The 24,463-nt window shown below is 68.8% G+C and carries 33 protein-coding genes and 1 riboswitch; of the genes, 16 read left to right on the top strand and 17 right to left on the bottom strand.

The window, feature by feature from the left end; genetic code table 11:
* The first annotated feature begins 27 nt into the window (after nucleotides 1-27).
* Together VIK36_RS17430 and VIK36_RS17425 are read left to right on the top strand one after the other, a co-directional pair.
* A complete protein-coding gene (locus tag VIK36_RS17430; protein WP_324642931.1) occupies nucleotides 28-270 on the top strand; it encodes an acyl carrier protein in 243 nt (80 codons plus the stop codon).
* Nucleotides 267-1,232 carry an alpha/beta hydrolase gene (locus VIK36_RS17425; RefSeq protein ID WP_324642929.1) on the top strand — a complete coding sequence of 322 codons (966 nt, stop codon included), beginning with the start codon at nucleotides 267-269 and terminating at the stop codon, nucleotides 1,230-1,232. Before VIK36_RS17430 ends, VIK36_RS17425 begins: the two co-directional genes overlap by 4 nt.
* Nucleotides 1,233-1,238: 6 nt before the next feature.
* Here VIK36_RS17425 and VIK36_RS17420 read toward each other — a convergent pair whose 3' ends face one another.
* The 7 genes from VIK36_RS17420 to VIK36_RS17390 all read right to left on the bottom strand — a co-directional run bounded on the left by VIK36_RS17420 (nucleotide 1,239) and on the right by VIK36_RS17390 (nucleotide 6,711).
* Complete coding sequence (locus VIK36_RS17420; protein ID WP_324642927.1) at nucleotides 1,239-2,510, bottom strand: MFS transporter; 1,272 nt, start codon at nucleotides 2,508-2,510, stop codon at nucleotides 1,239-1,241.
* Nucleotides 2,511-2,638: 128 nt separating this feature from the next.
* Complete coding sequence (locus VIK36_RS17415; protein ID WP_324642926.1) at nucleotides 2,639-4,039, bottom strand: MBL fold metallo-hydrolase; 1,401 nt, start codon at nucleotides 4,037-4,039, stop codon at nucleotides 2,639-2,641.
* Nucleotides 4,040-4,207: 168 nt separating this feature from the next.
* On the bottom strand, nucleotides 4,208-4,570 hold the full coding sequence (gene trxA, locus VIK36_RS17410; protein WP_255173116.1) for a thioredoxin: 363 nt from the start codon (nucleotides 4,568-4,570) through the stop codon (nucleotides 4,208-4,210).
* A 58-nt stretch (nucleotides 4,571-4,628) separates the two neighbouring features.
* Complete coding sequence (locus VIK36_RS17405) at nucleotides 4,629-4,925, bottom strand: rhodanese-like domain-containing protein (protein ID WP_142117518.1); 297 nt, start codon at nucleotides 4,923-4,925, stop codon at nucleotides 4,629-4,631.
* A 49-nt stretch (nucleotides 4,926-4,974) separates the two neighbouring features.
* Complete coding sequence (locus VIK36_RS17400) at nucleotides 4,975-5,316, bottom strand: rhodanese-like domain-containing protein (RefSeq protein WP_255173115.1); 342 nt, start codon at nucleotides 5,314-5,316, stop codon at nucleotides 4,975-4,977.
* Between the two features lie 22 nt (nucleotides 5,317-5,338).
* Entirely contained in the window at nucleotides 5,339-6,097 is a 759-nt protein-coding gene (locus VIK36_RS17395; RefSeq protein ID WP_324642924.1) for a sulfite exporter TauE/SafE family protein, read from the bottom strand.
* A complete protein-coding gene (locus tag VIK36_RS17390) occupies nucleotides 6,094-6,711 on the bottom strand; it encodes a rhodanese-like domain-containing protein (protein ID WP_324642923.1) in 618 nt (205 codons plus the stop codon). Before VIK36_RS17390 ends, VIK36_RS17395 begins: the two co-directional genes overlap by 4 nt.
* A 125-nt stretch (nucleotides 6,712-6,836) precedes the next feature.
* Here VIK36_RS17390 and VIK36_RS17385 point away from each other — a divergent pair, with 125 nt between their 5' ends.
* The 6 genes from VIK36_RS17385 (at nucleotide 6,837) to crcB (ending at nucleotide 10,011) form a co-directional block, all read left to right on the top strand.
* The gene (locus tag VIK36_RS17385) at nucleotides 6,837-7,094 is read left to right on the top strand and encodes a metal-sensitive transcriptional regulator (protein WP_043452296.1); all 258 of its coding nucleotides are present in this window, start codon (nucleotides 6,837-6,839) and stop codon (nucleotides 7,092-7,094) included.
* A gap of 73 nt (nucleotides 7,095-7,167) precedes the next feature.
* Complete coding sequence (locus tag VIK36_RS17380) at nucleotides 7,168-7,584, top strand: DUF302 domain-containing protein (RefSeq protein ID WP_255173112.1); 417 nt, start codon at nucleotides 7,168-7,170, stop codon at nucleotides 7,582-7,584.
* Between the two features lie 98 nt (nucleotides 7,585-7,682).
* The gene (locus VIK36_RS17375; protein ID WP_324642921.1) at nucleotides 7,683-8,354 is read left to right on the top strand and encodes a haloacid dehalogenase type II; all 672 of its coding nucleotides are present in this window, start codon (nucleotides 7,683-7,685) and stop codon (nucleotides 8,352-8,354) included.
* A 54-nt stretch (nucleotides 8,355-8,408) separates the two neighbouring features.
* Nucleotides 8,409-8,495: riboswitch (Fluoride riboswitch) on the top strand.
* Between the two features lie 66 nt (nucleotides 8,496-8,561).
* On the top strand, nucleotides 8,562-9,110 hold the full coding sequence (locus VIK36_RS17370) for a universal stress protein (RefSeq protein WP_324642920.1): 549 nt from the start codon (nucleotides 8,562-8,564) through the stop codon (nucleotides 9,108-9,110).
* Nucleotides 9,110-9,637, top strand: coding sequence for a CrcB family protein (locus tag VIK36_RS17365; RefSeq protein WP_324642919.1), 528 nt, complete (start codon nucleotides 9,110-9,112; stop codon nucleotides 9,635-9,637). The genes VIK36_RS17370 and VIK36_RS17365 overlap by 1 nt, the downstream gene beginning before the upstream one ends.
* Nucleotides 9,634-10,011 carry a fluoride efflux transporter CrcB gene (gene crcB / locus VIK36_RS17360; protein ID WP_324642917.1) on the top strand — a complete coding sequence of 126 codons (378 nt, stop codon included), beginning with the start codon at nucleotides 9,634-9,636 and terminating at the stop codon, nucleotides 10,009-10,011. Before VIK36_RS17365 ends, crcB begins: the two co-directional genes overlap by 4 nt.
* Before the next feature lie 30 nt (nucleotides 10,012-10,041).
* Here crcB and VIK36_RS17355 read toward each other — a convergent pair whose 3' ends face one another.
* On the bottom strand, nucleotides 10,042-10,776 hold the full coding sequence (locus VIK36_RS17355) for a CDP-alcohol phosphatidyltransferase family protein (RefSeq protein ID WP_324642915.1): 735 nt from the start codon (nucleotides 10,774-10,776) through the stop codon (nucleotides 10,042-10,044).
* Nucleotides 10,777-10,818: 42 nt separating this feature from the next.
* On the bottom strand, nucleotides 10,819-11,247 hold the full coding sequence (locus tag VIK36_RS17350) for a hypothetical protein (protein WP_324642914.1): 429 nt from the start codon (nucleotides 11,245-11,247) through the stop codon (nucleotides 10,819-10,821).
* A gap of 145 nt (nucleotides 11,248-11,392) precedes the next feature.
* On the opposite strand from VIK36_RS17350, the gene VIK36_RS17345 reads away from it, so the two are divergent.
* On the top strand, nucleotides 11,393-11,938 hold the full coding sequence (locus tag VIK36_RS17345) for a YceI family protein (RefSeq protein WP_275179867.1): 546 nt from the start codon (nucleotides 11,393-11,395) through the stop codon (nucleotides 11,936-11,938).
* 26 nt (nucleotides 11,939-11,964) lie between these two features.
* Here VIK36_RS17345 and VIK36_RS17340 read toward each other — a convergent pair whose 3' ends face one another.
* On the bottom strand, nucleotides 11,965-12,711 hold the full coding sequence (locus tag VIK36_RS17340) for an ABC transporter permease (protein ID WP_324642913.1): 747 nt from the start codon (nucleotides 12,709-12,711) through the stop codon (nucleotides 11,965-11,967).
* A 141-nt stretch (nucleotides 12,712-12,852) separates the two neighbouring features.
* Between VIK36_RS17340 and VIK36_RS17335 the strand changes: the two genes are divergently transcribed.
* A complete protein-coding gene (locus tag VIK36_RS17335; protein ID WP_324642912.1) occupies nucleotides 12,853-14,829 on the top strand; it encodes an amino acid transporter in 1,977 nt (658 codons plus the stop codon).
* Here VIK36_RS17335 and VIK36_RS17330 read toward each other — a convergent pair.
* The gene (locus VIK36_RS17330; RefSeq protein ID WP_324642911.1) at nucleotides 14,798-15,193 is read right to left on the bottom strand and encodes a hypothetical protein; all 396 of its coding nucleotides are present in this window, start codon (nucleotides 15,191-15,193) and stop codon (nucleotides 14,798-14,800) included. The two genes, VIK36_RS17335 and VIK36_RS17330, sit on opposite strands and share 32 nt — an antisense overlap.
* Nucleotides 15,194-15,331: 138 nt before the next feature.
* Here VIK36_RS17330 and VIK36_RS17325 point away from each other — a divergent pair, with 138 nt between their 5' ends.
* Complete coding sequence (locus tag VIK36_RS17325) at nucleotides 15,332-15,850, top strand: GNAT family N-acetyltransferase (RefSeq protein WP_324642910.1); 519 nt, start codon at nucleotides 15,332-15,334, stop codon at nucleotides 15,848-15,850.
* A gap of 3 nt (nucleotides 15,851-15,853) precedes the next feature.
* Here VIK36_RS17325 and map read toward each other — a convergent pair whose 3' ends face one another.
* Nucleotides 15,854-16,627, bottom strand: coding sequence for a type I methionyl aminopeptidase (gene map / locus VIK36_RS17320; protein ID WP_324642909.1), 774 nt, complete (start codon nucleotides 16,625-16,627; stop codon nucleotides 15,854-15,856).
* Nucleotides 16,628-16,771: 144 nt separating this feature from the next.
* On the opposite strand from map, the gene VIK36_RS17315 reads away from it, so the two are divergent.
* From VIK36_RS17315 to VIK36_RS17295, 5 genes are read left to right on the top strand one after another with little or no spacing between them, the layout of a single operon-like run.
* Entirely contained in the window at nucleotides 16,772-17,122 is a 351-nt protein-coding gene (locus VIK36_RS17315) for a metalloregulator ArsR/SmtB family transcription factor (protein ID WP_324642908.1), read from the top strand.
* A complete protein-coding gene (locus tag VIK36_RS17310; protein ID WP_324642907.1) occupies nucleotides 17,119-17,820 on the top strand; it encodes an aquaporin in 702 nt (233 codons plus the stop codon). The genes VIK36_RS17315 and VIK36_RS17310 overlap by 4 nt, the downstream gene beginning before the upstream one ends.
* Nucleotides 17,817-18,227: an arsenate reductase ArsC gene (locus VIK36_RS17305; protein ID WP_324642906.1), complete on the top strand. Its 411-nt coding sequence runs from the start codon at nucleotides 17,817-17,819 to the stop codon at nucleotides 18,225-18,227. Before VIK36_RS17310 ends, VIK36_RS17305 begins: the two co-directional genes overlap by 4 nt.
* 12 nt (nucleotides 18,228-18,239) lie before the next feature.
* Complete coding sequence (locus tag VIK36_RS17300; RefSeq protein ID WP_324642905.1) at nucleotides 18,240-19,601, top strand: FAD-dependent oxidoreductase; 1,362 nt, start codon at nucleotides 18,240-18,242, stop codon at nucleotides 19,599-19,601.
* Nucleotides 19,602-19,614: 13 nt separating this feature from the next.
* Complete coding sequence (locus tag VIK36_RS17295) at nucleotides 19,615-20,178, top strand: DinB family protein (protein WP_324642904.1); 564 nt, start codon at nucleotides 19,615-19,617, stop codon at nucleotides 20,176-20,178.
* Here VIK36_RS17295 and VIK36_RS17290 read toward each other — a convergent pair.
* The 5 genes from VIK36_RS17290 to VIK36_RS17270 all read right to left on the bottom strand — a co-directional run bounded on the left by VIK36_RS17290 (nucleotide 20,175) and on the right by VIK36_RS17270 (nucleotide 24,456).
* The gene (locus tag VIK36_RS17290; RefSeq protein WP_324642903.1) at nucleotides 20,175-20,609 is read right to left on the bottom strand and encodes a hypothetical protein; all 435 of its coding nucleotides are present in this window, start codon (nucleotides 20,607-20,609) and stop codon (nucleotides 20,175-20,177) included. The two genes, VIK36_RS17295 and VIK36_RS17290, sit on opposite strands and share 4 nt — an antisense overlap.
* Before the next feature lie 124 nt (nucleotides 20,610-20,733).
* Nucleotides 20,734-22,197, bottom strand: coding sequence for a multicopper oxidase family protein (locus VIK36_RS17285; protein ID WP_324642902.1), 1,464 nt, complete (start codon nucleotides 22,195-22,197; stop codon nucleotides 20,734-20,736).
* Nucleotides 22,197-22,463, bottom strand: a complete 267-nt coding sequence (locus VIK36_RS17280) for an SHOCT domain-containing protein (RefSeq protein WP_324642901.1) — start codon at nucleotides 22,461-22,463, stop codon at nucleotides 22,197-22,199. The genes VIK36_RS17285 and VIK36_RS17280 overlap by 1 nt, the downstream gene beginning before the upstream one ends.
* A gap of 89 nt (nucleotides 22,464-22,552) precedes the next feature.
* Nucleotides 22,553-23,380 (bottom strand): oxidoreductase, encoded by an 828-nt coding sequence (locus tag VIK36_RS17275; protein ID WP_324642900.1) that lies wholly within the window; start codon nucleotides 23,378-23,380, stop codon nucleotides 22,553-22,555.
* A gap of 47 nt (nucleotides 23,381-23,427) precedes the next feature.
* Nucleotides 23,428-24,456 (bottom strand): aldo/keto reductase, encoded by a 1,029-nt coding sequence (locus VIK36_RS17270; RefSeq protein ID WP_324642899.1) that lies wholly within the window; start codon nucleotides 24,454-24,456, stop codon nucleotides 23,428-23,430.
* Between the last annotated feature and the right edge of the window lie 7 nt (nucleotides 24,457-24,463).

Raw genomic sequence — 24,463 nt, 5'->3', positions numbered from 1 at the left:
CGCAGAAAATACGAGCGAGGAGGAGCCGTGAACGAACAGGACGCGCGCCAGGCAGTGGAGGCAGCGCTGGGCAAAGTAGCGCCCGACGTCGAGCCTGGCGACCTAAACGGCGGCGCCCGCCTGCGCCAGGACCTGGAACTGGACTCGCTGGACTTCCTCCGCCTGGTGGAGGTCATCGCGGAATCCACGGGGGTGGACATCCCTGAGGCGGACTACCCGGCCGTGGCCACCGTGGACGGGCTGGTCACGTACGTGGCCGGGCACGGATGACACCGCGGCGGAAGCGGCGCTGGCTCCGCCGGCTGGGGATCGCGGCGCTGGTTGTCCTGGGGCTGGTCCTGGCCTCGGCGGTGGCCAACGCGGCCCTGGAGGCGCAGGAGAAGGCCACCACCCCGGCTTACGGAGAGCGGGTCGCGGTGACAGGGGGCTCGCTGAACGTGGTCCGGAACGGTAACGCGAACCAGGGTCCGCCGATCATCCTGCTCAGCGGACTGGGAACCGCCGCACCCGGCCTGGACTTCGCCCCGCTGATCCGCGAACTCAGCGACTTCGACGTGATCGTGGTGGAGGGGTTCGGCTATGGCTACAGCGACATGGAGGCCAGCGCCCGCACCAACGAGCACATCAGCAACGAACTCCACGAGGTCCTGTCAAAGCTCCAGGTCCGGCAGCCCTACATCCTGGCCGGCCACTCCATCGCCGGGTTCTACCTGCTGGACTACGCCAACCGGTACCGCCCGGAAGTTTCAGCGGTGGTGGGCATCGACGCAACCATTCCCAAACCGGGGGACCACCCGGTGGAGGAACCGCAGGCCGGCATCAACCTGGTGAGGCTGGTGGCCGCCACCGGGCTGATCCGGGACGTGGCCGCAGTGGCTCCGGGCGTCTTCGATCCGGACGGCAACGCCTATTCGGACGAAGACCTGAAGCGGATGCGCACCATGATGCTCTGGAATGTGGGCAATGCCGCGGTGGCCGATGAAACAGCCCGCATCGCCAACAACGCGGCAGCCCTCCGCGGAGTGGCCTATCCCGCGGACCTGCCCGTCCTGGCGTTCATCGCGGACGAAAAGGACGGCCGGGCAGCCACGAAAGCCGCCGCCGCGGAGGACCTTCTCAAGAACGTCACGAGGCACCGGGTCCTGCCGCTTGAGGGCGGCCACTACCTGCACTGGACGCAGTCCGCACGGATGGCGGCGGAGATCCGGCAGTTCGTGGCCCCGGCCGGCTGACGTGCGTTATCCCGCCGCGTGGTCGTTGCCGCGCATCCGGACCGCTACTACGGCACCGGAAGCCGCGGTGAGGACCGCGACGGCGGCAACGGCGGCGGGGATGCCGTACAGGTCGGCCAGGACACCGGAGAGGAGGGCACCCACGGCGAATCCGCCGTCGCGCCACAACCGGTACACGCCAACGGAGCGTGCCCGCCAGGCCGGGTGAGCGACGTCGCCGATGGCGGCCAGCAGGGTGGGGTAAACCAGGGCGGTGCCGAGGCCCAGCACGACGGCGGCGAGCCAGGGCCCGAAGCTGTGGGCGGTGGCGGTGACGCCCAGCGCCACGGCCTGGACCAGCATGCCGGCCGTGATGAACCATTTGCGGCCCCAGCGGTCGGAGGCGGCACCGGTGACCAGCTGGGCAGCACCCCAGGCCGCGGGGTAGGCGGCGGCCAGGATGCCGATCTGGCCAAGGCTCAGCCCGGCGCCGGCGAACAGGACGGGAAAGAGGCCCCAGGCAAGGCCGTCGTTGAGGTTGTTGACCAGGCCCGCCTGGCTGGCTGCCGAGAGGGAGTGGTCCTTGAAACTGGTGAGGGTGAATACCTGGCCGGTGGTGAGGCCGGCATGTGCACTGCTGGAGGCGGCGGCGTGCTGGGTGGCCTCCGTTTTGGCGTGCTGGTGGGTTTCCCGGACGGCGAGGACCGTCAGTCCCAGGCCGAGGGCGATGTAGGCGGCTCCGAGCAGGAAAGGGGCGGGCCGGAGTCCGAAGGACGTTGCCAGGTAGCCGGTGGCCAGCGCGGTAACGGCCACGCCCAGATAGCCCGCGGCCTCGTTGAAGCCCATGGCCAGCCCCCGCTGCCTGGAGCCCACCAGGTCCATTTTCATGATGACGGCGGTGGACCAGGTGAGGCCCTGGCTGACGCCCAGCAGCACGTTGGCAGCGACGATCCAACCCCAGGACGGGCCGAAGATGAGCATGAGCGGGACCGGAACCGCGGCCAGCCATCCTGCAACGAGGACCGGTTTCCGGCCATACCGGTCTGAGAGTGTGCCGGCGAAGTAATTCATCACGGCCTTGGACAGGCCAAAGGCCAGGATGTACGTCAGCGCGCCGGTGTACAGGTCCAGGTGGAATTCCCGGGTGGCCAGCAGGGGCAGGACGGTGCGTTCCTGGCCCAGGGTGCCGCCCACGAGTGCATTGACGGCAACCAGCAGCATGAACTGCGCCAGGTTCTGCCGCAGGCCCAGCATGGGACCGGCTGGACCGGCGGCATGGGGAAGTGTTCTGCCCGGCATTGGTGGCTCCGTTCCTGACCGTGGATAGGGGGACATAAAGATGGCCCGGGCGTGTGGGGGCACGCCCGGGCCGGTAGCCCGGGCAGGAGGGGGGTCCTGCCCGGGCGGTCTTGGGGTGGCAGGTCCGGTTAGACCGCGGGGACGCTGTTCCGCCAGGCGTTCCACGCGGCGTAGCTGCCGTCGAGTTCGACGACGTCGTACCCGGCACGGCGCAGGGCGCTGGCGGCTACGGAGTTCCGAACGCCGGACTGGCAGTAGGACACGATGGTTCCACCGATGGGCAGCTCGTCCAGGTGCCACATGACGCGGCCACCGCTGAGCTGGTACGAACCCGGGACGTGCCCGGCCTTGTGCTCGGTCTTGTTGCGGACGTCCAGGACCATGGCGGCGTCGAACCCGTCGAGTTCCTCAGGCTGGATCAGCTTGGGGGTGAAGGTGGGCAGCCCCTCGATGCCGGTCAGGTAGCCGGCCACGTTGTCGATGCCCACGCGGACCAGGTGGTCCCACATGTCCTGGGCCTGCTCCTGGTCCTTGGCCAGGAGCACCAGCGGATTCTTGTCCGTTTCCGGGTTGACCACCCAGGCGCCGTAGCTGGCCACGGACTTGCCGGCCGGAACGTTCAGGGACCGGACCACGGTGCCCTGGTGGACTTCGCCGTTGGAGCGGGTGTCGATGAACGTCAGGGTGTCCTCCGCCAGGCCCTGGGCCACGACGGCGGTGTCCAGCTCCTGCAGCGGGGCACGCTCGCCCATGACGGCCGGGCCTTCACGGTTCTCGCGCTTCATGCGGCCGAAGTAGGCGTGGGCGTCGGGCTGGCCATCGAGGAGTTCGTCGATGAAGCCCTGCTCGTCGTTGGCGGCCAGGTAAGGGCCCCACCAGGCGTAGAGGCGTTCGTAGCCCACCGTGGAGGACGGGATGGCACCCAGGGCCTTGCCGCAGGCGCTGCCGGCGCCGTGGGCTGGGTGGACCTGGACGTAGTCGGGCAGGGTGAGGAACTTGTCGCGGAGGCTGGCGAAGAGCTGCTTGGCGCCCTCGAAACGGGTGTCCACGCCGCCGGCTGCCTCGTCCAGCAGGTCCGGCCGGCCCAGGTCGCCGGAGAACACGAAGTCACCGGAGAGCAGGTAGCCGGGCTTGTCGCTGAACGCGCCGTCGGTGACCAGGAAGGACAGGTGCTCCGGGGTGTGCCCGGGAGTGTGGACTGCCTTGATGTTGATGTTGCCCAGGGTGATGGTGTCGCCGTCGTAGAGCCGCTCGCCCTCGAACTGGTACTGCCAGTCCGGTCCGCCCTCGCCGGAAACGTAGATCTTGGCGCCGGTGGCGGCGGCAAGATCGCGGGTGCCGGAGAGGTAGTCGGCATGGATGTGGGTCTCGGTGACGGCCACGATCTTCATGCCGTTCCTGGCGGCGAGCTCCTGGTACACGGCGATGTCGCGGCGGCCGTCCACCACGATCGCTTCGCCCTTGGCCTGGCAGCCGATGACGTAGCTGGCTTGTGCGAGGTCTTCGTCGTAAATGCGCTCGATAAGCATCTGGTGCTCTCCTTCATTGAAAGGGGATTGGGAAGTTTTTCTGAGTCCAGTATAGATACCCCCGGGGGTATCCCGCAAGTGCACTGCGGCCTATGCGTTTCTCTGCGGAATAGCCTTTGCAGCAGGTGGAGGAGGCCTGTTGCTGCGCGGTTTGTGGCTGGTGTGGGGTCAGGCGTGCTGGTGTCCGGCCTCGGCGCGGAGCTTGTCCATGTCCAGGTTCTTCACGGCCTGGATGACTTCCTCCAGTCCCGTGGCGTTGAGGGCGCCAGGCTGGGAGAAGACCAGGGTCTTGTCCTTGAACGCCATCAGGGTGGGGATGGAGGTGATGTTTGCGGCCGCGGCGAGTGCCTGTTCGGCTTCGGTGTCCACCTTGGCGAACGTGATGTCCGGGTGGCGTTCGGCGGCGGCGCCGTAGGTGGGGGCGAACATGCGGCAGGGACCGCACCAGGCTGCCCAGAAGTCAACGAAGACGATGCCGTTGTCCTCCAGGGTCTGGGCGAAGGATTGCTGGGTGATGTCGATGGTTGCCATGATCTGTCGTGTCCTTTCGGGCGAAGTTTGTGGTTGTTCCGTGCCGCGGGGGCAGGACCTAGGTGGTGGGGAGTCCGGCGCGGGTCCAGGCGGTCATGCCGCCGGCCATGGTGTCCGCTTTGTAGCCAACGCCGTTGAGGGCATCGGCGACGGCGGCGCTGCGGTTGCCGCTGCGGCATACGGCGATGACGGGCACGGCCGGGTCAAGCTCGCCCAGGCGGGCCTGCAGCTGGCCCATGGGGATGTGCAGGGCGCCGGGGATCATGCCCTCGGCGACTTCGAAGTCCTCGCGGACGTCGAGGATCCGGGCGGTGGAGCGGCGCTGTTCGGCTTCGGTGATGGTGATTTCAGCCATGGTGGTTCTCCTTCGAAGTGGTTTGTGGCTGGAGCTGGTGGTGGTGTTGCTAGCGGACGGGTTCGCCGGCCTGGCGCCAGGCGGCCATGCCGCCCCGCACCGAATAGGCGTCGTACCCCTTGGCGGCGAGGAGCCGGGCTGCGGAGGCGGAGCGGACGCCGGAGGCGCAGACGGAGATCACCGGACGGGTCTTCTGGATGCCTGCAGTGCTGGCCTGCAGCCGGTCCAGGGGAACGTGCTTGGCCTGCGCCGCCCGGCCGGTCCGCCATTCCTGGGCCGACCTGACGTCGATGAGTATGGCCCCGGAACCCAGGAGTTCCTTTGCCTGGGCCACGGAAATCGTTTTGTAGGGCTTGCTGAAAGCCTTCTTGAGGGAATCGATCAGTCCCATGGTGTTCTCCTCTATGGATGGGTCAGGCGGTGACCGTGCCGGCGGTGACCCACGCCGCGACGGCGAAGATGAGTACCGCGAACGAGATGCGGATGTGTTTGTCGTGCAGGCGCCGGGCAAACCGGGCGGCAACCACCGATCCCACGATCGCCGGGATGGCGAACGCCAGGGTGGTGGCCCAGTCGATGGTGTAGCCGGCGGCGTGGGCGCTGGACCCGGCAGCCGAGTTGACCACGATGATGGCCAGGGACGTCCCCACGGCCTGCTTCATGCGCAGGCCCAGGAAGACGGTCAGCGCGGGGGTGATGAGGAAGCCGCCGCCCACGCCCAGCAGGCCAGTGAGGAACCCGACCAGCAGGCCCACTCCCACGGCCTTGGGGGCGCAGGACCGGAATGCCCGGTTCGGCCCGGTGCTGCAGGACCCCTCGCTTTCACGGGGCTTGCTGAGCATCCGGATGCCCGCGGCCACCATAATCACGGCGAAGGCCAGCATCAGGATGTTCGGGTCCAACAGTTTGCCCACGGCCGCACCGGCCCAGGCTGCCGGGATGCCGGCACCCCCCACCAGGGCGATCACGGGCCAGTTCAGGCCTTCCCGCAACCTGGGGAGCAGCGCTGCCAGCGATGAGATTCCCACCACCAGCAGTGAGGTGGGAATGGCCTGGGCGGGGTTCATGCCCACGCCGTACACCAGGGCGGGAACAGCGATGATGGACCCGCCGCCGCCCACTACGCCCAGTACGACGCCGACGACGAGCCCCAGACCCAGGGCCGGGATCATGCTGCCGCGCCCTCTTCAGCCTGCTGCACGGGAAGCTGCAGGATGGCGCTTTCGCGGGTGGGCTCCTTGGCGGCCTTGTTCCACGGCATGGCAGACAGGGCCTTGCCCATGGCGCAGGTGTTGGTCGCGGCCGAGAACGTCAGCCCGGTGCCGATGGCGCCGGCCAGCATGCGGACCTTGGGGGAGACGAACTTGCCCCCGGCCAGGCCCAGCATCACCAGGGAGCCTGCGGCCAGGCGGACCTGGCGTTCCAGGTCCCAGCGGTCCTTGCCCTTGACCACGTCGCCGCCGGCGGCGGCGAAGCCGGGAACCCCGCCGGTGAGCACGTAGGCGGTATCAAGTCCAACAGTGGCCATGCGCTGGCGGGCTTGTTCGGCGCGGACGCCGGACTGGCAGACCAGGACAACGCGGGAGCCCAGGCGGGCGGCGAGCTCGTCGGTGTGCTCGGAGAGCAGCGGAAGCGGCACGTTGTAGGAGCCGCGGATGTGCATGGTTTCGAATTCAGCGGCAGAGCGCACGTCGATCACCACGAGATCCTGGTGTTCCTTGATCCAGGACTGGAGGGCCTCAGGGGCGAGTGCGCTAACGGCTGTTGCTTTGGAAGGGGATGCCATGGGTGGCCTCTCGGAAGGGGTCGGGTGGATACCCCACCGAGTATTACAGATACCCCAGGGGGTAGTCAAAACACCCGTGGGGGTATATAGTTGAGGGCAAGCCCACCATCGATGGAGACCCCTTTATGGAACTGAACCCAACCGAACTCACGCCCGTGATCAACCGCCTTAAGCGCGCGCAGGGCCAGCTCGCCGCTGTGACCCGGATGCTTGAGGAGGGCCGGGACTGCAAGGACGTCGTCACCCAACTGGCGGCCGTGTCCAAGGCCCTTGACCGTGCCGGCTTCGCCATCATCGCCACCGGGCTTGAGCAGTGCATCGTTCAGAAGGACGAAACCATGGACCGGAAGGACCTGGAGAAGCTCTTCCTCTCCCTCGCCTGACCGGCGGGCCGCAGCGCGCCCTGAGCCTCAGCACCCCCTACACCCGCACCGCCCGGTAACTTCAAGGAGCATCATGACCTACACCCTGGCCACCACTGTTTCCCTTCCCTGGGCGGAGGCGCTGGAGCGCACCCGCGAAGCCCTCGCCGCGCAGGGATTCGGGATCCTGACCGAAATCAACGTCCGGTCCACCTTCGAAGCCAAGCTTGGCGCCGAGGCCGCGGACGCCGTCGGGGATTACGTCATCCTGGGTGCCTGCAACCCCGCCCTTGCCAGCCGCGCCCTGGCTGCCGAACCCGAAATGGGTGCCTTGTTGCCCTGCAACGTGGTGGTGCGCCGGAACAGCGCCGCGGACTCCACCACGGTGGAAGCCATCGATCCGCAGACCATGGTTCAGCTCAGCAGCGCCCCTTCCGTCAAGGAAGTGGCGGACGACGCCGGCACGCGCCTGCGTAAGGCCCTCGCCAGCCTGGGCCAAACGGAAGGGTAGTCCCCGCAGTTCCCGTGTGGTCTACTGCTGACTAGCCTGGCCGTGCCTGCAGCCGCCGGCGGGGCCTGACCGGCCGGCTGGAATGAGAAGGGGAGACCATGGCAGAACCACTGCTCATCGTCTTTGACGTCAACGAAACGCTCTCGGACATGGCGCCGCTCGGCGAAGTGTTTGCGCAGATCGGCGCGCCCCGCGGGCTGGCAAAACTTTGGTTCGCCACGCTCCTGCGGGACGGCTTCGCCCTTACCGCCAGCGGTGACAACGAGGCCTTCGCCGCCATCGGCAAGGATGCCCTCCGCGCCCTGCTGGAAGCCGAAGGGGTCTCCGGGAACCTGGATACCGCCGTCGAACGCGTCATGGCAGCCATGCAGAACCTTTCCCTTCACGCGGATGTCCCTGGCGGGGTCCGCACCTTGGCAGCTGCCGGGCACCGGCTGGCCACCCTGACCAACGGCGCGGCCGCCAATACGGACAGGCTGCTGGCAGCCGGCGGCATCCGGGACAAATTCGAGCTGCTCCTCTCGGTGGAGGATGCCCCTGCCTGGAAGCCGGCCAAGGCCGCGTACCTGTATGCGGGCGCCTCGGCCGGAGCGGATCCGTCCGGCATGCTGCTGGTTGCCGTGCACCCCTGGGACATCCACGGGGCAGCCAGGGCCGGCCTGCGGACCGCCTGGATCAACAGGACCGGCGCCCGCTACCCCTCGTATTTCCGGGCCCCTGACATCGTCGTCGCGGCACTGACTGAGCTGCCCCCGGCCCTCGCCTCCTAGGCTGGTGCCCGGGCCGCAGCCGTGGTGGCGGATGCTGCGGGAATACCTGTAGTCTCTGTTCACGGTGATGGATCCCGCCGGAAGGCCTGCGCAGGTGCGCGGTCTTCGAACCGCCACATGGCTGATGGTTCCTGCCTTTGACACGAAGGCAGGTGACCCGTGCCCGCACCCGGTTCAGTCTTCCTGCCCCGCCGAACAGGAGAGCACATGACTGAGCCCGAGAGACCAGCCCCCTCCACCGGCGGCGTTCCCTATGCGCCGCGGAAAATCAGCGGGCCGGTACTCATGGGAGTGGTGCCGGGCCAGCCCTTGGCCGTCGCCCACCGTGCCGCCGAGCTGGCATACAGCCTGGGCGTGAAGCTGGTCTGCGCCTACGTGGACGTCACCACCTACCTGGCTGAAGAGCCCGACGGCAGGATGGAAGCCCGCCCCATCGACCCCGACGGGGTTGACGACGACATTGAAGGCATCAGCGCCTCCATCGCCGGCCATCTCCGCGAAGCCCTGGACGGGACCGGGATCGACTGGTCCTTCGTGACGCTGGCCGGGGACCCTGCCAGGGCGCTGGGACGGCTGGCGGAAACCACTGACGCGTCGGTCATTGTGGTGGGCACCCGGGAACGCGGACTCGGGGCGCGGCTGGAGGAACTGCTCGTGGGATCCGTGGCAGTCCATCTCACCCACCGCCAGCACCGGCCCGTCCTGGTGGTCCCGCTGGCCCCGCACCCCAGGCACCAGCCGAAAGCGGACCACTGATGGAGCAGCCCGTCCCCAGGACCACGGCGGCCGGCGACACAGACCAAGGGACGCTGGGCGAGGCACGCCTCCACCGGCCGGTCCACCTGCACCCGGGATTCGTCCTGGTGGTCATCGTGGGCGGCACCTTCGGCGCCCTGGCCCGTTATGGGCTGGGCAGCGTCCTGCCCGCGCCGGGCGGCTGGCCGGTCCCCACCCTGGTCATCAACCTGGCGGGGGCGTTCCTGCTGGGTGCCCTGCTTGAGGCCCTGGTCCGCCGGGGCCCTGACGCGGGGCGGCTGCGGCTGGTCCGGCTGCTGGTGGGCACCGGGTTCCTGGGCGCCTTCACCACCTACAGCACCCTGGCCGTGGAAACCACCACCCTGTTCAGTGCCGGCCGCAGCGCCGACGCCTTCATCTACGTGGCAGCCTCCGTGCTGGTCGGAGCCGTGGCCACCGTGGCCGGCATCCGGCTGGCAGCAGCCCAGCATGCCCGGACCAGCTCCCCGCCGGGCACAGCCGGCCCCCAGAAGGAGGGAACCCGGTGAGCCCCCTGACCATCATCCTGCTGGGACTCGCCGGCGGCCTCGGAGCTGCCACCCGCTTCGTGGTCGACGGCCTGGTGCGCGCCAACATCAGGAGCGCCCTGCCGGTAGGCACCATCGCCATCAACGTCACAGGATCGTTCCTGCTGGGCCTGGTGGCGGGTGCCGTGATTGTGCATGCGGCGCCCCCGGAGCTGCAGGCCATTGCCGGCACCGGATTCCTGGGCGGCTACACCACCTTCAGCACCGCGAGCTTCGAAACCGTCCGCCTGGTCCAGTCCGGCCGCACTGGCCTGGCCCTCCTCAATGCCGTGGGCACCGCAGCGGCCGCCGTGGCCGCTGCTGCCGGAGGCTTCGCCGTTGCGGGGCTGCTGTAACGGGACCGGGCGGCAGCGTACCCAAACCAACTAGGCAACCGCGGCTGGAACTTCCTGGAGCCCGGCGCGGTGCAGCTGCTCCAGCTGGACCACATCGCGCGTAAAGGACAACGCGAGCAGGGCCAGGGCCAGTGAAGGGACTGACGCCGCGGCAGCCGCGGGGACCCCGGGGAGGAGTGCGAACAGCAGCGCGAACGGCTGGAACGCGCCGATGGCTTTGCGGGCTGCTCTGGGCGGCAGCGCCACGCGAAGGTGCGGCCGGATGCGCCCCGCGGCCACGAACGCGTAGTACATGGCCCCGATGCCCAGGGTCCAGGGGCCGGCCACGGGAGCGGCAGCGACGGACAGTACAAGCACCAGGGCGGCGTCGGTGGCGGAATCGAACCGCGCCCCGGCCGGTGACGAGGTTCCGGTGCGCCGCGCCACCACACCGTCCAGCCCGTCCAGGAGGAACGCGGCGCCGCCCAGGATGGGGAGGAGCAGGTCCGTGTGGCGGCCGGTGAACAATTGCGGAACGGCCAGCACCGCGGACAGGGCCACGAGGATGGCCCGCAGCAGGGTGACCCGGTCTGCCGGCGTGGAGAACCGGGGGATCCGGCGCAGGACGGAGCCGGCGGCGGCCACGGCCACCAGGGCGCCCGCGCACAGCCCGGCCAGCTGGAGGACCGGCATGGACGGGGACAGAGACGTCAGCCAGAGGGCCGACAGCACATAAATGGAAACGGCGCCGAACGCATCCGGCACTGCCCGTTCAGCCGCGCCCATGTGCCACCTCCCCTTGCATGCTAACAACGGCGGGGGTGATGGTCACGGGCGGCGGCGCCGGGCCCGAAGCCTGGCGCCGTCGTCGGACGTTCTCCTGCGGCCGCCACGGACCAGGCCGGCGAAGGCCAGCACCGCGCCGGCTCCCTCGGCAACAGCGCTGAGGGTCTTCGAGAAAAACCAGACGGGGTCGTACATGGCCGGGATCGGTCCGATGGCCGGGATGTCCACGTACCTGTACAGCACGACGGCGGCGAACGCGCTGAGGGCAACCACCAGGGCCACAGCGTAGGCAGCCCTGCTGCCGCGGACCAGGACATAGACGCCGGCCACCAGCGCCGCGGCGGCTTCGAGCAGGAACAGGGTGCCTTGGCTGACAGTGCCCGGTTGCGCGTCCTGGTAGCCCGGGGCCAGGAAAAGATGGACGCCGGCATCAATGAACAGCGCCAGGGCGGTCAGTAATCGTAGAGCCACGCTTATGTATACGCCGGAAGTTCCCTTCCGGTTCATACGGCCCTGTCCTTCCTGTGGGTTTCAGGGGGAATATTTAGGGGCATCCGCAGTCTTGCGCCTGTAGCGGGCGGCTGAGCCTGCGGCCCTACGAGTAAGGAGAACTGCCATGACCCTTCCCAAGGAACTTACGCCTGGAACCTGGACCCTGGACATGTCCCACAGCGAGATCGGCTTCAGCGTCCGCCATGCCGGGATCAGCAAGGTCCGGGGCCGCTTCACCGAAGCCCAGGCCGAGGCACGGGTGGGCCAGTCCCTGGCGGACTCCTCGGTGCACGCCACGGTATCCACCGCCAGCTTCAACTCCGGCGACGCCAACCGCGACGCCCACGTACGCGGTGAAGATTTCTTCGACGTCGGGAAGTACCCCGAGATGACCTTCCGCGGCACCTCCATCGAAGGGGACGGCGAGGAATACACCCTGACCGGGGACCTCACCATCAAGGGCGTCACCCGGCCCATCGAGCTGGAAGTCGAGTTCACCGGCGTTGCCGTTGACCCGTTCGGCGCCACGCGGGCCGGATTCTCCGCCGAGACCGAGATCAGCCGCAAGGAATTCGGGCTCACCTGGAACGCGGCACTGGAGGCCGGCGGCCTGCTGGTCAGCGACAAGGTGAAGATCAGCCTGGAAGCGGCCCTGGTCAAGCAGGGCTGACGCAGCAGTTCCGCGGCGCCCGTCTGCTAGGGCGCCGCGGGCCGTACTTTCACGTTGCCCAGCGAACGTACCAGCGCCACCGCGGTGATGGACCCGGCAGCCATGATCGAGGCCAGCACCACCACCTGGAACCGGCCCGCCTCCAGGGGTGAGGCGCCGCCGAAGATGGCGCCCACGAACGCTCCCGGCAGCGTGACCAGGCCGGTCGTCTTGGTCTGGTCCGTGGACGGGATCAACGCCGAATGGACCGCATGCCGGGCCTGGAGGAGGGTGGCCTGCCGCGGCGTGGCACCCAGCGCCAGCCAGCCCTCCACCTGGTCCCACTGCTCCACCACTGCCTCGAAGAAGCGGCGGCCGGCCAGGGTGGCGATGGTCATGGAGTTGCCGATCACGATCCCGCCCACCGCCAGCGCGTACCGCGGGGAGAACTCGATGGCGCCCGTTCCGAAGACGATGGCCACCGTCACCAGGATCCCGGCGGCCATGGTTGCCGCCACCAGCGCAAGGCGGCGCCAGGACCACGTGAGCCGCCGCGTCGCCGTCACGGACGCCACCGTGAACATCACCAGCAGGGCCGCCCCCACCCACACCGGGTTGGTGATGACGCCGCCCAGCACCAGGCTGATGACCGCCAGTTGGGCCGCGCCGCGGAGGATGGCCAGGGCGGGGGAGAGGTACGACGGCGTCCGCGCGCCCCAGAGGATGCCCACCGTGAGTGCCGCCAGGATGGCAATGGCCACCAGGGTAGGCAGCGGTGCGGCGAAGGTGGGCATGCCGCCAGCTTACTGACCGCACTGCGTCGTAAATCACGCGTCAAGGAATCATTAAGAAATGCCTTTTCGGCGCTCCCGCCCTTTTGGCCGGTGCTAGCTTCGCAAGGGTCGCGATGCAAAGGGCAGCGCGGAAAGGCAGACATGACCACGTTGAGCAGGCCCCCGGCGGATCCGTCCGCGCCCCACGCCCACGGCAGGAAGGCGCTCCAGGACTGGCTGCTGTTCGGGCTGCAGGACAGCAAGGGCGCCCACCCCGGGCCCGGCGGCGTGCCGACGCAGCACGAGAAGAAGCATTCGTGGTGGCAGGTCATGTGCCTGACGGGCGTGGACTACTTTTCCACCCTGGGCTACCAGCCGGCCATCGCCGCGCTGGCCGCAGGGGTCATCTCCCCGCTGGCCACCCTGGTGCTGGTGGCCGTGACCCTGCTGGGCGCCCTGCCGGTCTACCGCAGGGTCGCCGGTGAAAGCCCCCGCGGTGAAGGCTCCATCGCCATGCTCGAGCGGCTGCTGCCCCGGTGGGGCGGCAAGCTCCTGGTGCTGGTCCTCCTGGGGTTCGCCGCCACTGACTTCATGATCACCATGACCCTCTCGGCCGCCGACGCCACCGCGCACCTGCTGGGTAATCCGGTGGCGCCGGGCTGGCTCCAGAACCAGAACGTCCCCGTCACGCTCTTCCTCCTGGCCCTGCTGGCAGCGGTGTTCCTGCGGGGATTCAAGGAAGCCATCGGCGTCGCCGTCGTCCTGGTGGTCCTCTACCTGGGCCTGAACGCCGTGGTGGTGGTCGCCACCCTGGCGCAGGTGCTTACGCACCCGGCCGCCATGGGGGACTGGTGGACCAACCTGTGGGTGTCGCACGGAAACCCGGTAATGGCCGTGGCCATCGCGCTGCTGGTGTTCCCCAAGCTGGCCCTGGGCCTCTCAGGCTTCGAAACCGGCGTGGCCGTGATGCCGCAGGTGCGGGGCGCTGCGGATGACACGGAGGAGAACCCTGCAGGCCGCATCCGGGGTGCCCGGCGCATGCTCACCACCGCCGCTGTGATCATGAGCGTTTTCCTGTTGACCACCAGCTTCATCACCGTGGTCCTGATCCCGGAACAGGAATTCCAGCCCGGCGGCCAGGCCAACGGCCGTGCCCTGGCCTTCCTGGCGCACGAATACCTCGGTGTGGGCTTCGGCAGCGTCTATGACATCAGCACCATCGGCATCCTCTGGTTCGCCGGCGCTTCGGCCATGGCAGGGCTGCTGAACCTGGTGCCGCGGTACCTCCCGCGCTACGGCATGGCTCCGGCCTGGGCCAAGGCTGTGCGGCCCCTGGTCCTCGTCTTCACCCTGATCGGCTTCCTGATCACCTTCATCTTCAACGCCGACGTCGACGCCCAGGGCGGCGCGTACGCCACCGGCGTCCTGGTGCTGATGACCTCCGCCGCGGTGGCCGTCACGCTGTCGGCGCGCCGGCGCAGGCAGCGGAACCTTACGGTGGGCTTCGGCGTCATTTCGGTCGTGTTCGCGTACACCACGGTGGCCAACATCTTCGAACGGCCTGAGGGCATCCGGATCGCCGCCATCTTCATCCTCGGCATCATCGTCATCTCGCTGCTGTCCCGGGTCCGCCGTTCCTTCGAGCTGCACGCAACCCGGGTGCATCTGGACCAGCAGGCCCTGGAGTTCATGTCCAGCGCCCTGGACGGGCCCATCGCCATCATCGCCCACGAGCCGCTGCGGATGTCCGCGGAGGCCTACCGGGACAAACTCGAGTCGGCCATCGAGGTCAGCCACCTCCCGCTGGCAGGGGACGCCCTGTTCCTGGAGGTCATCGTGGACGACTCCTCGGATTTCGAGACCGAGCTGCACGTCCGCGGCGTGAACCGGCACGGGTACCACATCCTGGAAGTCCACGGCCCGGTGGTACCGAACACCATCGCCTCCGTGCTGCTGCACATCAGGGATGTCACCGGGCTGATGCCGCACATCTACTTCCGCTGGACGGAGGGCAACCCCATCACCAACCTGGTCCGGTTCCTGTTCCTGGGCGAGGGTGAGATCGCGCCGGTGACCCGTGAGGTGCTGCGCGAGGCCGTTCCGGACGTCACCCAGCGGCCCTGGGTCCACGTGGGCTGATCGGCTCCACCGCGGCCGCAACCCGGGCGGCGTCAGCCAGGCTGGAAGGGGCGTTCGCGCTGAAGGCTGCCTCGGCGTCGTCCTCCCATACGCCCGCGGCGAGCACCACAACGTGCACCATGTCCCCGTAGGAATCGTTGCAGGCCAGGATGTCGCCGGGAACCCGGTGCGGATGCGGGCCGGCTGAGGGCCAGGGCTGGAAGATGACCCACCACGGGTCCCCGTCCTGGTCCGGGAAGGTGTAGCCGGCCACAGGATGAAGGGCTCGGCCGTTCAGCCCGCGTCCGCCGTAGCCCTCCACGGCGTCGGCGGACGCGGCGAACTTGACCCTGCCGCGGTCCGCGGCTTCTTCATCCCACCGCATCTGCCCTCCCTGGCTTCATGCCTCCATCAAAGGACCGCAGGGGCGGAATCGGGGTGGCCGGGCTGTTTTATTGACGAATTTTTTACGCCGCCGCCTGCCTCGGCGGCGGCCCGCGGGCGCCACACCATAATGGGACCCATGGACAGCCCCGTAACCATCCGCCCCATGTGCCCCGATGACTGGGACGCCGTCCACGCAATTTACGCCGCCGGCATCGCCACGGGGGAGGCCACCTTCGAGAGCGAGCCGCCTACCTGGGAAGCGTTCGACGGCGTGCGGTTGCCTGAGCACCGGATCGTCGCCGGGGATGCGGGGCGGGTCCTGGGCTGGGCCGCCGTGTCCCGGGTTTCCTCACGCGAGGTGTACCGGGGCCTGGTGGAGCACTCCATTTATGTTGACCCGCAGGCCCAGGGCCGGGGCGTGGGCCGGCTCCTGCTGGCCGCCCTGATCGACTCCACGGAGGCTGCGGGCATCTGGACCATCCAGTCCAGCATCTTTCCCGAGAACGCCGCCAGCCTGGCGCTGCACCAAAAGCTGGGCTTCCGGGTGGTGGGGACCCGGGAGCGGATTGCGCAGATCAGCCATGGCCCCAAGGCCGGGCACTGGCAGGACACGCTGCTGCTGGAGCGCCGCAGCGGCGTGGTGGGGACGGAATAGCTCCTACCGCGAGGGCAGGGTCAGGATCTCGGCGCCGTCCTCGGTGATGGCTATGGTGTGCTCGGTGTGCGCCGTCCGGCAGCCGGTGGCGCTCCTGAGGGTCCAGCCGTCGTCGTCCGTTACCAGCTCCGCCGTGTCCGCCATGATCCACGGCTCCAGGGCCAGCAGCAGCCCGGGCCGCAGCTTGAAGCCGCGGCCGGGCCGCCCCGTGTTGGGGACGTGCGGGTCCTGGTGCATGGTGGAGCCGATCCCGTGGCCGCCGAACTGGGTATTGACCGGATATCCCGCATCGCTGAGGACCCGGCCGATGGCGTAGGAGATGTCGCCGATCTTGGCGGCCGGCCCGGCGGCGGCGATTCCGGCGGCCAGCGCCCGCTCGGTGGCCTCGATCATGGCCACGCTCTCCGCCGGCCGGGATTCGCCCACGATGAAGCTGATGGCGGCGTCAGCGGCCATCCCGTTCCTGACGACGGCGAGGTCCAGGGTCAGCAGGTCGCCGTCGGCCAGGTCGTAGTTATGGGGGAGTCCGTGCAGCACGGCATCGTTGACGCCGGTGCAGATGTAGTGCCCGAACGGGCCCCGGCCAAACGACGGGGCGTAGTCCACGTAGCAGGACTCGGCCCCGGCCTCGGTGATCATCTCCTTGGTCCACTGGTCGATGTCCAGGAGGTTGGTGCCCACCGTGGCGCGGCTCTTCATGGCCTGCAGGATGTCCGCCACCAGGGCGCCGGTCTCCCGGGCGCGGGCCACTTCAGCGGGGTTCAGGATCTCGATCATGGTGGCGCCCTTCATCTCCGGCCGGTAAATCTACGGGCCATCCTATTTGCCCCTTCTCCGTGTACCGCAAGGGAGGAGCGTAATCAGCGGGAAAATATGGGGATTGCCAAAGACATAGATGAATGTAAATATTTACGTGTGTCTATGTCTTTGAAGCTGACCCCTGTGGAAGCCGTGGCGTGCTGTTCCCCGCTGGCACGGGAGCCGTTGTCCGAGCCTGAGGCGGAAGGAGTCGTCCCGCTGCTGAAGGCGCTGGCCGATCCTGTCCGGCTGCGGCTGATGTCCCTGGTCGCCTCGCATGAGGGCGGGGAGGCCTGCGTCTGCGACCTCAACGATGCCTTCGAGCTGTCCCAGCCCACCATCAGCCACCACCTGAAGATCCTGCACGAGGCCGGGCTGCTGGACCGGGAGAAGCGCGGCGTCTGGGTCTACTACCGCGCCCGGACCGAAGCGTTGCAGAACCTGGCCGCCCTGATTGGCGGGCAGGCAGCGTGAACGTCCTGGGCCGCAAAGCTGCCGCGGAGTTCGTGGGCACCGCGTTCCTGGTCATGGCGGTGGTGGGCTCGGGCGTCATGGCCTCGCGGCTTTCACCGGACGACGCCGGGCTGCAGCTGCTGCAGAACAGCCTCGCCACGGGTGCCGCGCTGGTGGCCCTGATCGTGGCACTCCAGCCCGTCTCGGCGTCGTTCAATCCCGTGGTGACCCTGGTGGAACGGGCCCTGGGCCTGATTGATACCGGGACCGCCGCGGCTTTAGTGGCCGCGCAAATTCTGGGCGGCCTGGCCGGCACCGTGGCGGCGAACCTCATGTTCGGGCTGGACGCGGTCACATTGTCCGCGCACGTCCGCACCGGACCCGCGCTCTGGCTGGGGGAGGTCATCGCCACCGTAGGGCTGCTGGTGGTCATCTTCGGCAGCGTCCGCTCCGGCCGGGTGGACAGGGTGGCGTTCGCCGTGGGCGGCTACATCACGGCCGCGTACTGGTTCACCAGCTCCACCAGCTTCGCCAACCCCGCGGTGACCATCGCCCGGACGGTCACGGACACCTTCGCCGGCATCGCACCGTCGTCGGCCCCTGCCTTCATCCTCGCCCAGCTGGTGGGCGGCGCCGCCGGATACGTCCTGGTCCGGTTCCTTTACCCACCCCCCGCAACCCCCGCCGTCGTCACGGCTGACCGAAAGGTGCTCTCATGAGCCACAAGCCCTCCGTCCTGTTCGTCTGCGTCCACAACGCCGGCCGGTCCCAGATGGCCGCCGCCTTCCTCACCACCCTCTCCAAGGGGGCCATCGAGGTCCGCTCGGCCGGATCGCAGCCGGCGGAGAAGGTCAACCCGGCCGCCGTCGAGGCGATGGCCGAGGTGGGCATCGACATGTCTGCCGAGATCCCCAAGGTCCTCACCACCGAGGCCGTGAAGGAATCCGACGTAGTGATCACCATGGGCTGCGGCGACGAGTGCCCCTACTTCCCGGGCAAGCGCTACGAGGACTGGGTCCTGGAGGACCCCGCCGGCAAGGGCGTGGACTCGGTCCGGCCCATCCGCGATGAGATCAAGGGCCGCGTCGAAGCCCTGATCGCCTCCCTTATCCCCGCTTCCGCCTGAAAGGTTGACGCCATGACATCCAAGGAGTCCCTGCCCGTAGCCGTGATCGGCGCCGGACCCGTGGGCCTGGCCGCCGCCGCGAACCTGCTGGAACGCGGGCTGGAACCGCTAGTCTTCGAGGCCGGCCCCACTGTTGGAGCCGCCATCCGGCAATGGGGGCACGTCCGCGTGTTCTCCACCTGGAAGTACAACCTGGACCCCGCCTCGGTGCGGCTGCTGGAGCGCCACGGCTGGGAAGCTCCACGTCCCACCGCGCTGCCGTACGGGGCGCAGATCGTCTCCGAATACCTTGAGCCGCTGGCCGCGACGCCGGAGCTCAAGGACCGGATCCGGACCGGGTCCCGGGTTGTGGCGGTCACCCGGCAGGGTATGGACAAGGGCCGCAGCCAGGGCCGGGACAGTGCCCCGTTCCTCCTGCGCATAGGGCACGACGGCGGCCAGGTCACCGAGGTGCTGGCCCGCGCCGTAATCGATACGTCCGGTACCTGGAGCAGCCCGGCGCCGCTGGGTTCGTCCGGGCTTGCCGTTCCGGGTGAGGCCGAGGCGCGTGCAGCCGGGCTGGTCACAGGCCCCCTGCCGGACGTTTCCGCTGGTGGTTTCGCCGGCCGCCGCACGCTGGTCATCGGCTCCGGGCATTCGGCCGCCAACATGGTGCTGGACCTGGCCCGCGTGGCCCGCGCCAACCCCGGCACCGAGGTCCTGTGGGCCATCCGCGCCGCCACCCCGGCCCGGGCCTACGGCGGCGGCGACGCCGACCAGCTGCCCGCCCGCGGCCAGCTCGGTGCCCGGCTCCGCACCGCCGTCGACACCGGGGCCGTCCAGCTCCTGACCAACTTCCATACTGCTTTCATCGACGTGCAGGGTGACGCGGTGACCGTCCACGCGGCGGACGGCCGGTCCGTACCGGTGGACCGGGTCATTCCCGCCACGGGTTTCCGCCCGGACCTGGCCATGCTGTCCGAGCTGCGGCTGGACCTGGACCCCGCCGTCGAGGCCCCCAAGGCCCTTGGCCCGCTCATCGACCCGGACTTCCACAGCTGCGGGACCGTTCCTGCCCACGGCGCCCGGATCCTCGAGCAGCCGGAAAAGGACTTCTACCTGGCGGGCATGAAGTCCTACGGCCGCGCACCCACGTTCCTCATGGCCACAGGGTACGAGCAAGTCCGCTCCATCGCCGCCGCCCTGGCCGGGGACACTGAGGCCGCGGACGCCGTCGAACTTGAACTTCCGGAAACCGGCGTGTGTTCCACGTCCATCCCGGACGACGCCGGAGAAGCTGCCGCGGAGGGCTGCTGCTCCGCCCCGGCGCCGGTACCGGTGACGATCGGGTTCGCTACCGGGCTGCAGCACGGCAGGTCCGGAGCGGCTGTCTAGCGGGAGCGCCATCATGCCTGACGAGGATCCGGTGCGGCAGGAACTGCTGTGGATCGCGGCCGACTTCCGGAGCATCGTCCTGGGCGCCTCGGCGGATGAGCTGGACCTGTCCTCCCACGGAACGCGATGGACCAACCGGCAACTGCTGTTCCACATGGCTCTGGGACAGAACATCGCCCTTGCAGGGATCCCCCTCCTGGGGCTGTTCTCGCACCTGCCTCCCGGGGCCTCCCGCCGCTGGAGCCGGCTACTGGACTCCTGTTCCGGTCCATACAACTGGGTGAACTGGGCCGGAAGCGCAGCAGCAGGGCAGGTCCTGGCGCCGCAGGCCATGGCCCGGATGATGGACCGGACCACCGGGATCATCGTCCACTGGTACAGCCGCGCGGGCAGCAAGGCCCTGGACCGCGGCATGACCATGCCCGTGCGCTGGGATCCCTACTTCCTTCCGTGGATGAGCCGCCGGGACATCCTGGAGTGGGCGCCCAAGCACTACCGCCACCACCGTGCCCAGTTGAGCCTGACCACGCTTCCAGGAACGCTCGACGGCGGCGCGGACCAGCGACCTGGACGTTAGGAAGAGGACGGGTCACCCCAGTTGACGCCGATGGAGCGGCCGCGGGCGAAATGGGCGTTCGCGATGTCGTTGACGTCGCGGAGGCTCTTCCCCGGGTGGGCCAACCGGATCCACTCGTAGTCCCATTCCTGCATGTCCCGCACGCGGCTTATCCGTTTGTGGGCCCGCAGTTGGGCCGTGAGATCCTCGCCGCTGGGGACCACGCGGGGCGGGGCAGCCACGGGTTGCGGACTGGATGGGGGCAACTTGGCCGGCCGGGCCGGTCCACTTGTCGAGCGGACCAGCGCCACAGTCAGCCCAACCACACCTGCAGCAATCAGCAGGACCCACCAGTACTGGATGATCAGGGCTACAACGATGAGGACGAAGAAGGGGGTGCACCCGATAGCGCCGGCGCCCTTGCCGGCCGGGCGGCGTCGTTTGGCTGCCATGCTGGTTCCTCTTGCGCAGTGGTGGAACGTTAGGAATCCACTCTCGCACCGGGCGTGCGCCCTGTCATGAGTAGTGGCTACTCGATTTTGGCGCCTTCGCCGTACCCTGGCCGGCCGGGCGTCCTCAGCGCACTTCGATGGCGCCCATCATGCCCAGGTCCTCGTGGTCCAGGATGTGGCAGTGGTACGCCGAGCGCCCGCGGAAGTCGGCAAAAGCGATCCGGACCTTGACCTGTCCGTTCGCCGGGATGTTCACCACGTCGCGCCAATCGGGGGAGGAGCCTGCCGGGGCGTTGTCCCCCAGCACCTGCATCGGCCAGACATGCAGGTGGAACGGGTGGTCCATGGGGCTGGTGTTGACCAGGGTCCATTCCTCGACGGTGCCCGCCGCCGCCGTCGTGTCCGTCCTGCCCGCGTCGAATTCCCTGCCGTTGATGGTGAAACGCATCATGCCACCTCCGCCCATGCCCATGCCGGTGGACAGGATGATCTGCCGGCGGGCCGCCACGGTGGACTGCCGGAGGTCGGCGTGGGCAGGCTGCGCGGGGACGGCGGGCGGGGGAGCGGCGGATTCCCCTGTGACCCGGAAGGTGGCCAGCACGGCGCCCTCGGTTCCATCGGTGGCACCGCCCGGGGCAGGGCCGGCCCCCATCATCCCGGCCATGCTTCCTCGGTTGTACCGGAACGTGCGCAGCACTGATTCGCCCGCGGCCGTGGTGACCAGGAGGTCCGCCCGGTTCCCGGGGGTGAGCAGCAGCTCCTCCACCTCCTGCGGTTTCTCGAAGCGGCCCGAATCCCGGCCCAGCAGTTCCAGTTTCTGCCCGTCCAGCCGCAGCCGCAGGTAGCGGGCCACGCAGGCGTTGACGATCCTCCACCTTTCCCGCTGCGCCGGGACCGCGCTGATCAGGGGGTTGCCTTGGCCGTTGACCAGGAGCAGGTCCCCTTCCCTGCCCGTCATCCGGTCCATCGAGGAGACGGCGCTAATCTTCCCCGCCGGGTCCAGCGTGGTGTCTGAGACCACGAGTAAACGCTCCGCGCTGGCCTGGATGGGGTCCGGGTCCTCCACGATGATCGCGCCGAACAGCCCGGCGAAAATTTGGTCCGCCACCATGCCGTGGTGGTGCGGGTGGTACCAGTACACGCCGGGCGGGTGGTTTCCCGGCAGCTGGTATTCGTAGTCAAAGGAACTGCCCGGACCGACGGCGATGAACACGTTGTCCCCGTTGTTTTCCGGGGAGACGTGGAGGCCGTGCACGTGCAGGTTGGTGGGCTGGGAGAGGCTGTTGGCGAGCGTGATCTTCAGGACGTCCCCGGCGCGGACCCGCAACGTTGGCCCGGGGACGCTGCCGTTGTAGCCGAGCGCCGTGGCCTGCCGGCCGCCCAGCTGGACCTGGGCGGCTGCGGCTTCGAGCCGGACCTGGAGCTTACCGGCGTCGCTGCGCAGTTCCTGCGGCTGGCCCAGGCTGCTTCCAGTGGTTGGGCCGGGCCGGGAGGACAGTGACCAAACCAGGCCCGTGCCGCCGGCCGCGGCCGCCGCAGTTCCCAGACCACCCAGGAGCAGCGCCTGCCGCCGGCTGATGGGGCGCACTACCTGCCCTCGCCAAGCACCCTGAGCTGTTCCCGGTACTGGTCGGCGGTGAGTTCGCCCCGCGCAAAGCGTTCATCCAGGATTTGGCGCGCAGTGGAGGACAGTGTGCCGGGTGGCCCGGCCTGGCTCCGGCGTGCGCCAGTGCCGCTGCCACCGATTCCGCCGCCAAACGCCCGCACCGCCAGCCAGACCAGCAGTGCGATGCCCAGGAGCAGGAGAACCGCCCAGATCCACCATCCCGGACCCTGCCCATAACCCCACATCATCACGGGAGCCCTTTCCCTCAGGTGTGCTCCGATTCTCGTTAGCCTGCGGGGACAGGGGTAGAGTCCGAGGTCCCCACCCGACCTTGCGCCTAATCGATGTCGGTGCTGGTGCTCAGCTCCTGCCACTGGTCCAGCTCGGCGCGCTGGGCCTCGGCCACCTTGCCGAATGCACCGAAGGCGTCCGTGCCCAGGACCAGCAGGCCCGGCGGGTTGGGGGAATCGACGACGGCGAGGATCGCCTTGGCTGCCTTGTCCGGGTCCCCGGGCTGGTTGCCGTGCGCGGTGTCGTGTTCCTTGCGGCGCTTGCCGGCCGTGTCCGCATAGTCTTCGATTGCCGTCGCGGACTGTGTCAGCGAGCGGCCCGCGAAATCCGTCCGGAAGCCTCCGGGCTCTATGGCCGTGACGTTGATGCCCAGCGGCTTCAGCTCGTTGCGCAGCGACCCGGACATGCCTTCCAGCGCTGCCTTGGTGGCCGCGTAGTAGCCGGAGCCGGCCGGGGTGATCCGGGCGCCGATGGAGGAGATGTTCAGGATGGTCCCGGACTTGTTGGCCCGCATGCCGGGGACCACTGCCTTGATCATGTCCACGGCGCCGAAGAAGTTGGTGTCGAACAGGCGGCGGATGTCGGCGTCGTCCGCTTCCTCCACGGCGGCGCGGTAGCCGTAGCCGGCGTTGTTCACCAGCACATCGATGCTGCCGAACTTCTCCCCGGCTGCCTTCACGGCCGCGCTGATCTGCGCCTTGTCGGTGACGTCCAGGGGGAGGGCCAGCGCGGTGTCCGGGAAGCCGGCCGTGATGTCCTGCAGCGTTTCCACCTTCCGGGCGGTGACGACGGCGTTGTGCCCGGACGCGAGCACGGTTTCCGCGAGTGCCCGGCCAAGTCCGGTGGAGCAGCCTGTGATGAGCCACGTTGCCATGGGTTTTCCTTTCATAGGGGAGTGGGTAGTAAGGCGGGAAGCGGCACTTAAGGCCGCTGCCGGCGTCGTGCCTGTGCGGTCAGTTCATGGGTGCCGTAGCTGTTGTCGTCGGGGTTGACGGTGACGCCGGGGGCCACCAGTTCGTCGATGCGGTCCAGCACCTCGGGGGCCAGTTTGGTGTCCGCGGCCGGGAGGTAGGACTCCAGCTGCTCCATGGTGCGCGGTCCCACGATGGCGGAGGTGACGCCCGGGTGGTTGATCACGAACGCGATGGCCAGCTCGATCATCGTCACGCCTGCCCATTCGGCCACCTGGGCGAGCTCCTCCACGATGTCCAGCTTGCGCTGGTTGGCCGGCTGGCTCATGTCGAACCGGGCGCTGGGGCGGCGGCTGGAGGTGGGCCGGGACGGCGAGTCCTTCCGCCACCGGCCGGAAAGCCAGCCGCCGGCCAGCGGGCTGTAGGTGAGCGTGCCCATCCCGTGGCGCTGCACAGTGGGCAGGACGTCCTCTTCGATGCCGCGGGCCAGGATGGAGTACGGCGGCTGCTCCGTGACGAATCGCTCCAGGTTGCGCTCGCGGGACGCCCACTGCGCCTCCACGATCTGCGAGCCGGAGTAGGACGACGAACCGATGTAGCGGACCTTGCCCTGCCGGACCAGGTCGGTGAGGGCGCCCAGGGTCTCCTCCACGTCAGTGTCCGGGCTGGGGCGGTGCACCTGGTAGAGGTCGATGTGGTCGGTGTTCAGCCGCCGCAGCGAGTTCTCCACCGCGCGCATGATCCAGCGGCGGGAGCCGCCGCGCTGGTTGGGGTCTTTTTCATCCATGGGCATGAAGAATTTGGTGGCCAGGAAGACGTCGTCGCGTTTTCCTGCAATTGCGGCTCCGACGATCTCCTCCGAGGCGCCGCCGGAGTAGACGTCCGCGGTGTCGATGAAGTTGATGCCGGCGTCCAGGGCGCGGTGGATGATGCGGGTGGCGTCGGCGCGGTCGTCATTGCCCCAGGGGCCGAACATCATCGCGCCGAGGCAGAGGGGGCTGACCTGCACACCGGTGCGGCCAAGCGGGCGGTATTCCATTTCTTCT

The organism is Pseudarthrobacter sp. LT1 (assembly GCF_035621795.1).
Taxonomy (GTDB): Bacteria; Actinomycetota; Actinomycetes; order Actinomycetales; family Micrococcaceae; genus Arthrobacter.
This window is presented reverse-complemented; position numbering and strand designations above follow the sequence as displayed.

Bases quoted from the DNA above. Each gene is read 5' to 3' on its own strand.
- VIK36_RS17335 (WP_324642912.1), top strand. From the start codon at position 12,853: ATGACCACGTTGAGCAGGCCCCCGGCGGATCCGTCCGCGCCCCACGCC.
- VIK36_RS17305 (WP_324642906.1), top strand. From the start codon at position 17,817: ATGAGCCACAAGCCCTCCGTCCTGTTCGTCTGCGTCCACAACGCCGGC.
- trxA (WP_255173116.1), bottom strand. From the start codon at position 4,570: ATGGCAACCATCGACATCACCCAGCAATCCTTCGCCCAGACCCTGGAG.
- VIK36_RS17270 (WP_324642899.1), bottom strand. From the start codon at position 24,456: ATGGAATACCGCCCGCTTGGCCGCACCGGTGTGCAGGTCAGCCCCCTC.
- VIK36_RS17280 (WP_324642901.1), bottom strand. From the start codon at position 22,463: ATGATGTGGGGTTATGGGCAGGGTCCGGGATGGTGGATCTGGGCGGTT.
- VIK36_RS17290 (WP_324642903.1), bottom strand. From the start codon at position 20,609: ATGGCAGCCAAACGACGCCGCCCGGCCGGCAAGGGCGCCGGCGCTATC.
- VIK36_RS17380 (WP_255173112.1), top strand. From the start codon at position 7,168: ATGACCTACACCCTGGCCACCACTGTTTCCCTTCCCTGGGCGGAGGCG.
- VIK36_RS17425 (WP_324642929.1), top strand. From the start codon at position 267: ATGACACCGCGGCGGAAGCGGCGCTGGCTCCGCCGGCTGGGGATCGCG.
- VIK36_RS17390 (WP_324642923.1), bottom strand. From the start codon at position 6,711: ATGGCATCCCCTTCCAAAGCAACAGCCGTTAGCGCACTCGCCCCTGAG.
- VIK36_RS17300 (WP_324642905.1), top strand. From the start codon at position 18,240: ATGACATCCAAGGAGTCCCTGCCCGTAGCCGTGATCGGCGCCGGACCC.
- map (WP_324642909.1), bottom strand. From the start codon at position 16,627: ATGATCGAGATCCTGAACCCCGCTGAAGTGGCCCGCGCCCGGGAGACC.
- VIK36_RS17345 (WP_275179867.1), top strand. From the start codon at position 11,393: ATGACCCTTCCCAAGGAACTTACGCCTGGAACCTGGACCCTGGACATG.
- VIK36_RS17330 (WP_324642911.1), bottom strand. From the start codon at position 15,193: ATGCGGTGGGATGAAGAAGCCGCGGACCGCGGCAGGGTCAAGTTCGCC.
- VIK36_RS17365 (WP_324642919.1), top strand. From the start codon at position 9,110: ATGGAGCAGCCCGTCCCCAGGACCACGGCGGCCGGCGACACAGACCAA.
- VIK36_RS17385 (WP_043452296.1), top strand. From the start codon at position 6,837: ATGGAACTGAACCCAACCGAACTCACGCCCGTGATCAACCGCCTTAAG.
- VIK36_RS17295 (WP_324642904.1), top strand. From the start codon at position 19,615: ATGCCTGACGAGGATCCGGTGCGGCAGGAACTGCTGTGGATCGCGGCC.
- VIK36_RS17405 (WP_142117518.1), bottom strand. From the start codon at position 4,925: ATGGCTGAAATCACCATCACCGAAGCCGAACAGCGCCGCTCCACCGCC.
- VIK36_RS17400 (WP_255173115.1), bottom strand. From the start codon at position 5,316: ATGGGACTGATCGATTCCCTCAAGAAGGCTTTCAGCAAGCCCTACAAA.
- VIK36_RS17355 (WP_324642915.1), bottom strand. From the start codon at position 10,776: ATGGGCGCGGCTGAACGGGCAGTGCCGGATGCGTTCGGCGCCGTTTCC.
- VIK36_RS17375 (WP_324642921.1), top strand. From the start codon at position 7,683: ATGGCAGAACCACTGCTCATCGTCTTTGACGTCAACGAAACGCTCTCG.
- VIK36_RS17415 (WP_324642926.1), bottom strand. From the start codon at position 4,039: ATGCTTATCGAGCGCATTTACGACGAAGACCTCGCACAAGCCAGCTAC.
- VIK36_RS17370 (WP_324642920.1), top strand. From the start codon at position 8,562: ATGACTGAGCCCGAGAGACCAGCCCCCTCCACCGGCGGCGTTCCCTAT.
- VIK36_RS17340 (WP_324642913.1), bottom strand. From the start codon at position 12,711: ATGCCCACCTTCGCCGCACCGCTGCCTACCCTGGTGGCCATTGCCATC.
- VIK36_RS17315 (WP_324642908.1), top strand. From the start codon at position 16,772: ATGTCTTTGAAGCTGACCCCTGTGGAAGCCGTGGCGTGCTGTTCCCCG.
- VIK36_RS17420 (WP_324642927.1), bottom strand. From the start codon at position 2,510: ATGCCGGGCAGAACACTTCCCCATGCCGCCGGTCCAGCCGGTCCCATG.
- VIK36_RS17275 (WP_324642900.1), bottom strand. From the start codon at position 23,380: ATGGCAACGTGGCTCATCACAGGCTGCTCCACCGGACTTGGCCGGGCA.
- VIK36_RS17395 (WP_324642924.1), bottom strand. From the start codon at position 6,097: ATGATCCCGGCCCTGGGTCTGGGGCTCGTCGTCGGCGTCGTACTGGGC.
- VIK36_RS17325 (WP_324642910.1), top strand. From the start codon at position 15,332: ATGGACAGCCCCGTAACCATCCGCCCCATGTGCCCCGATGACTGGGAC.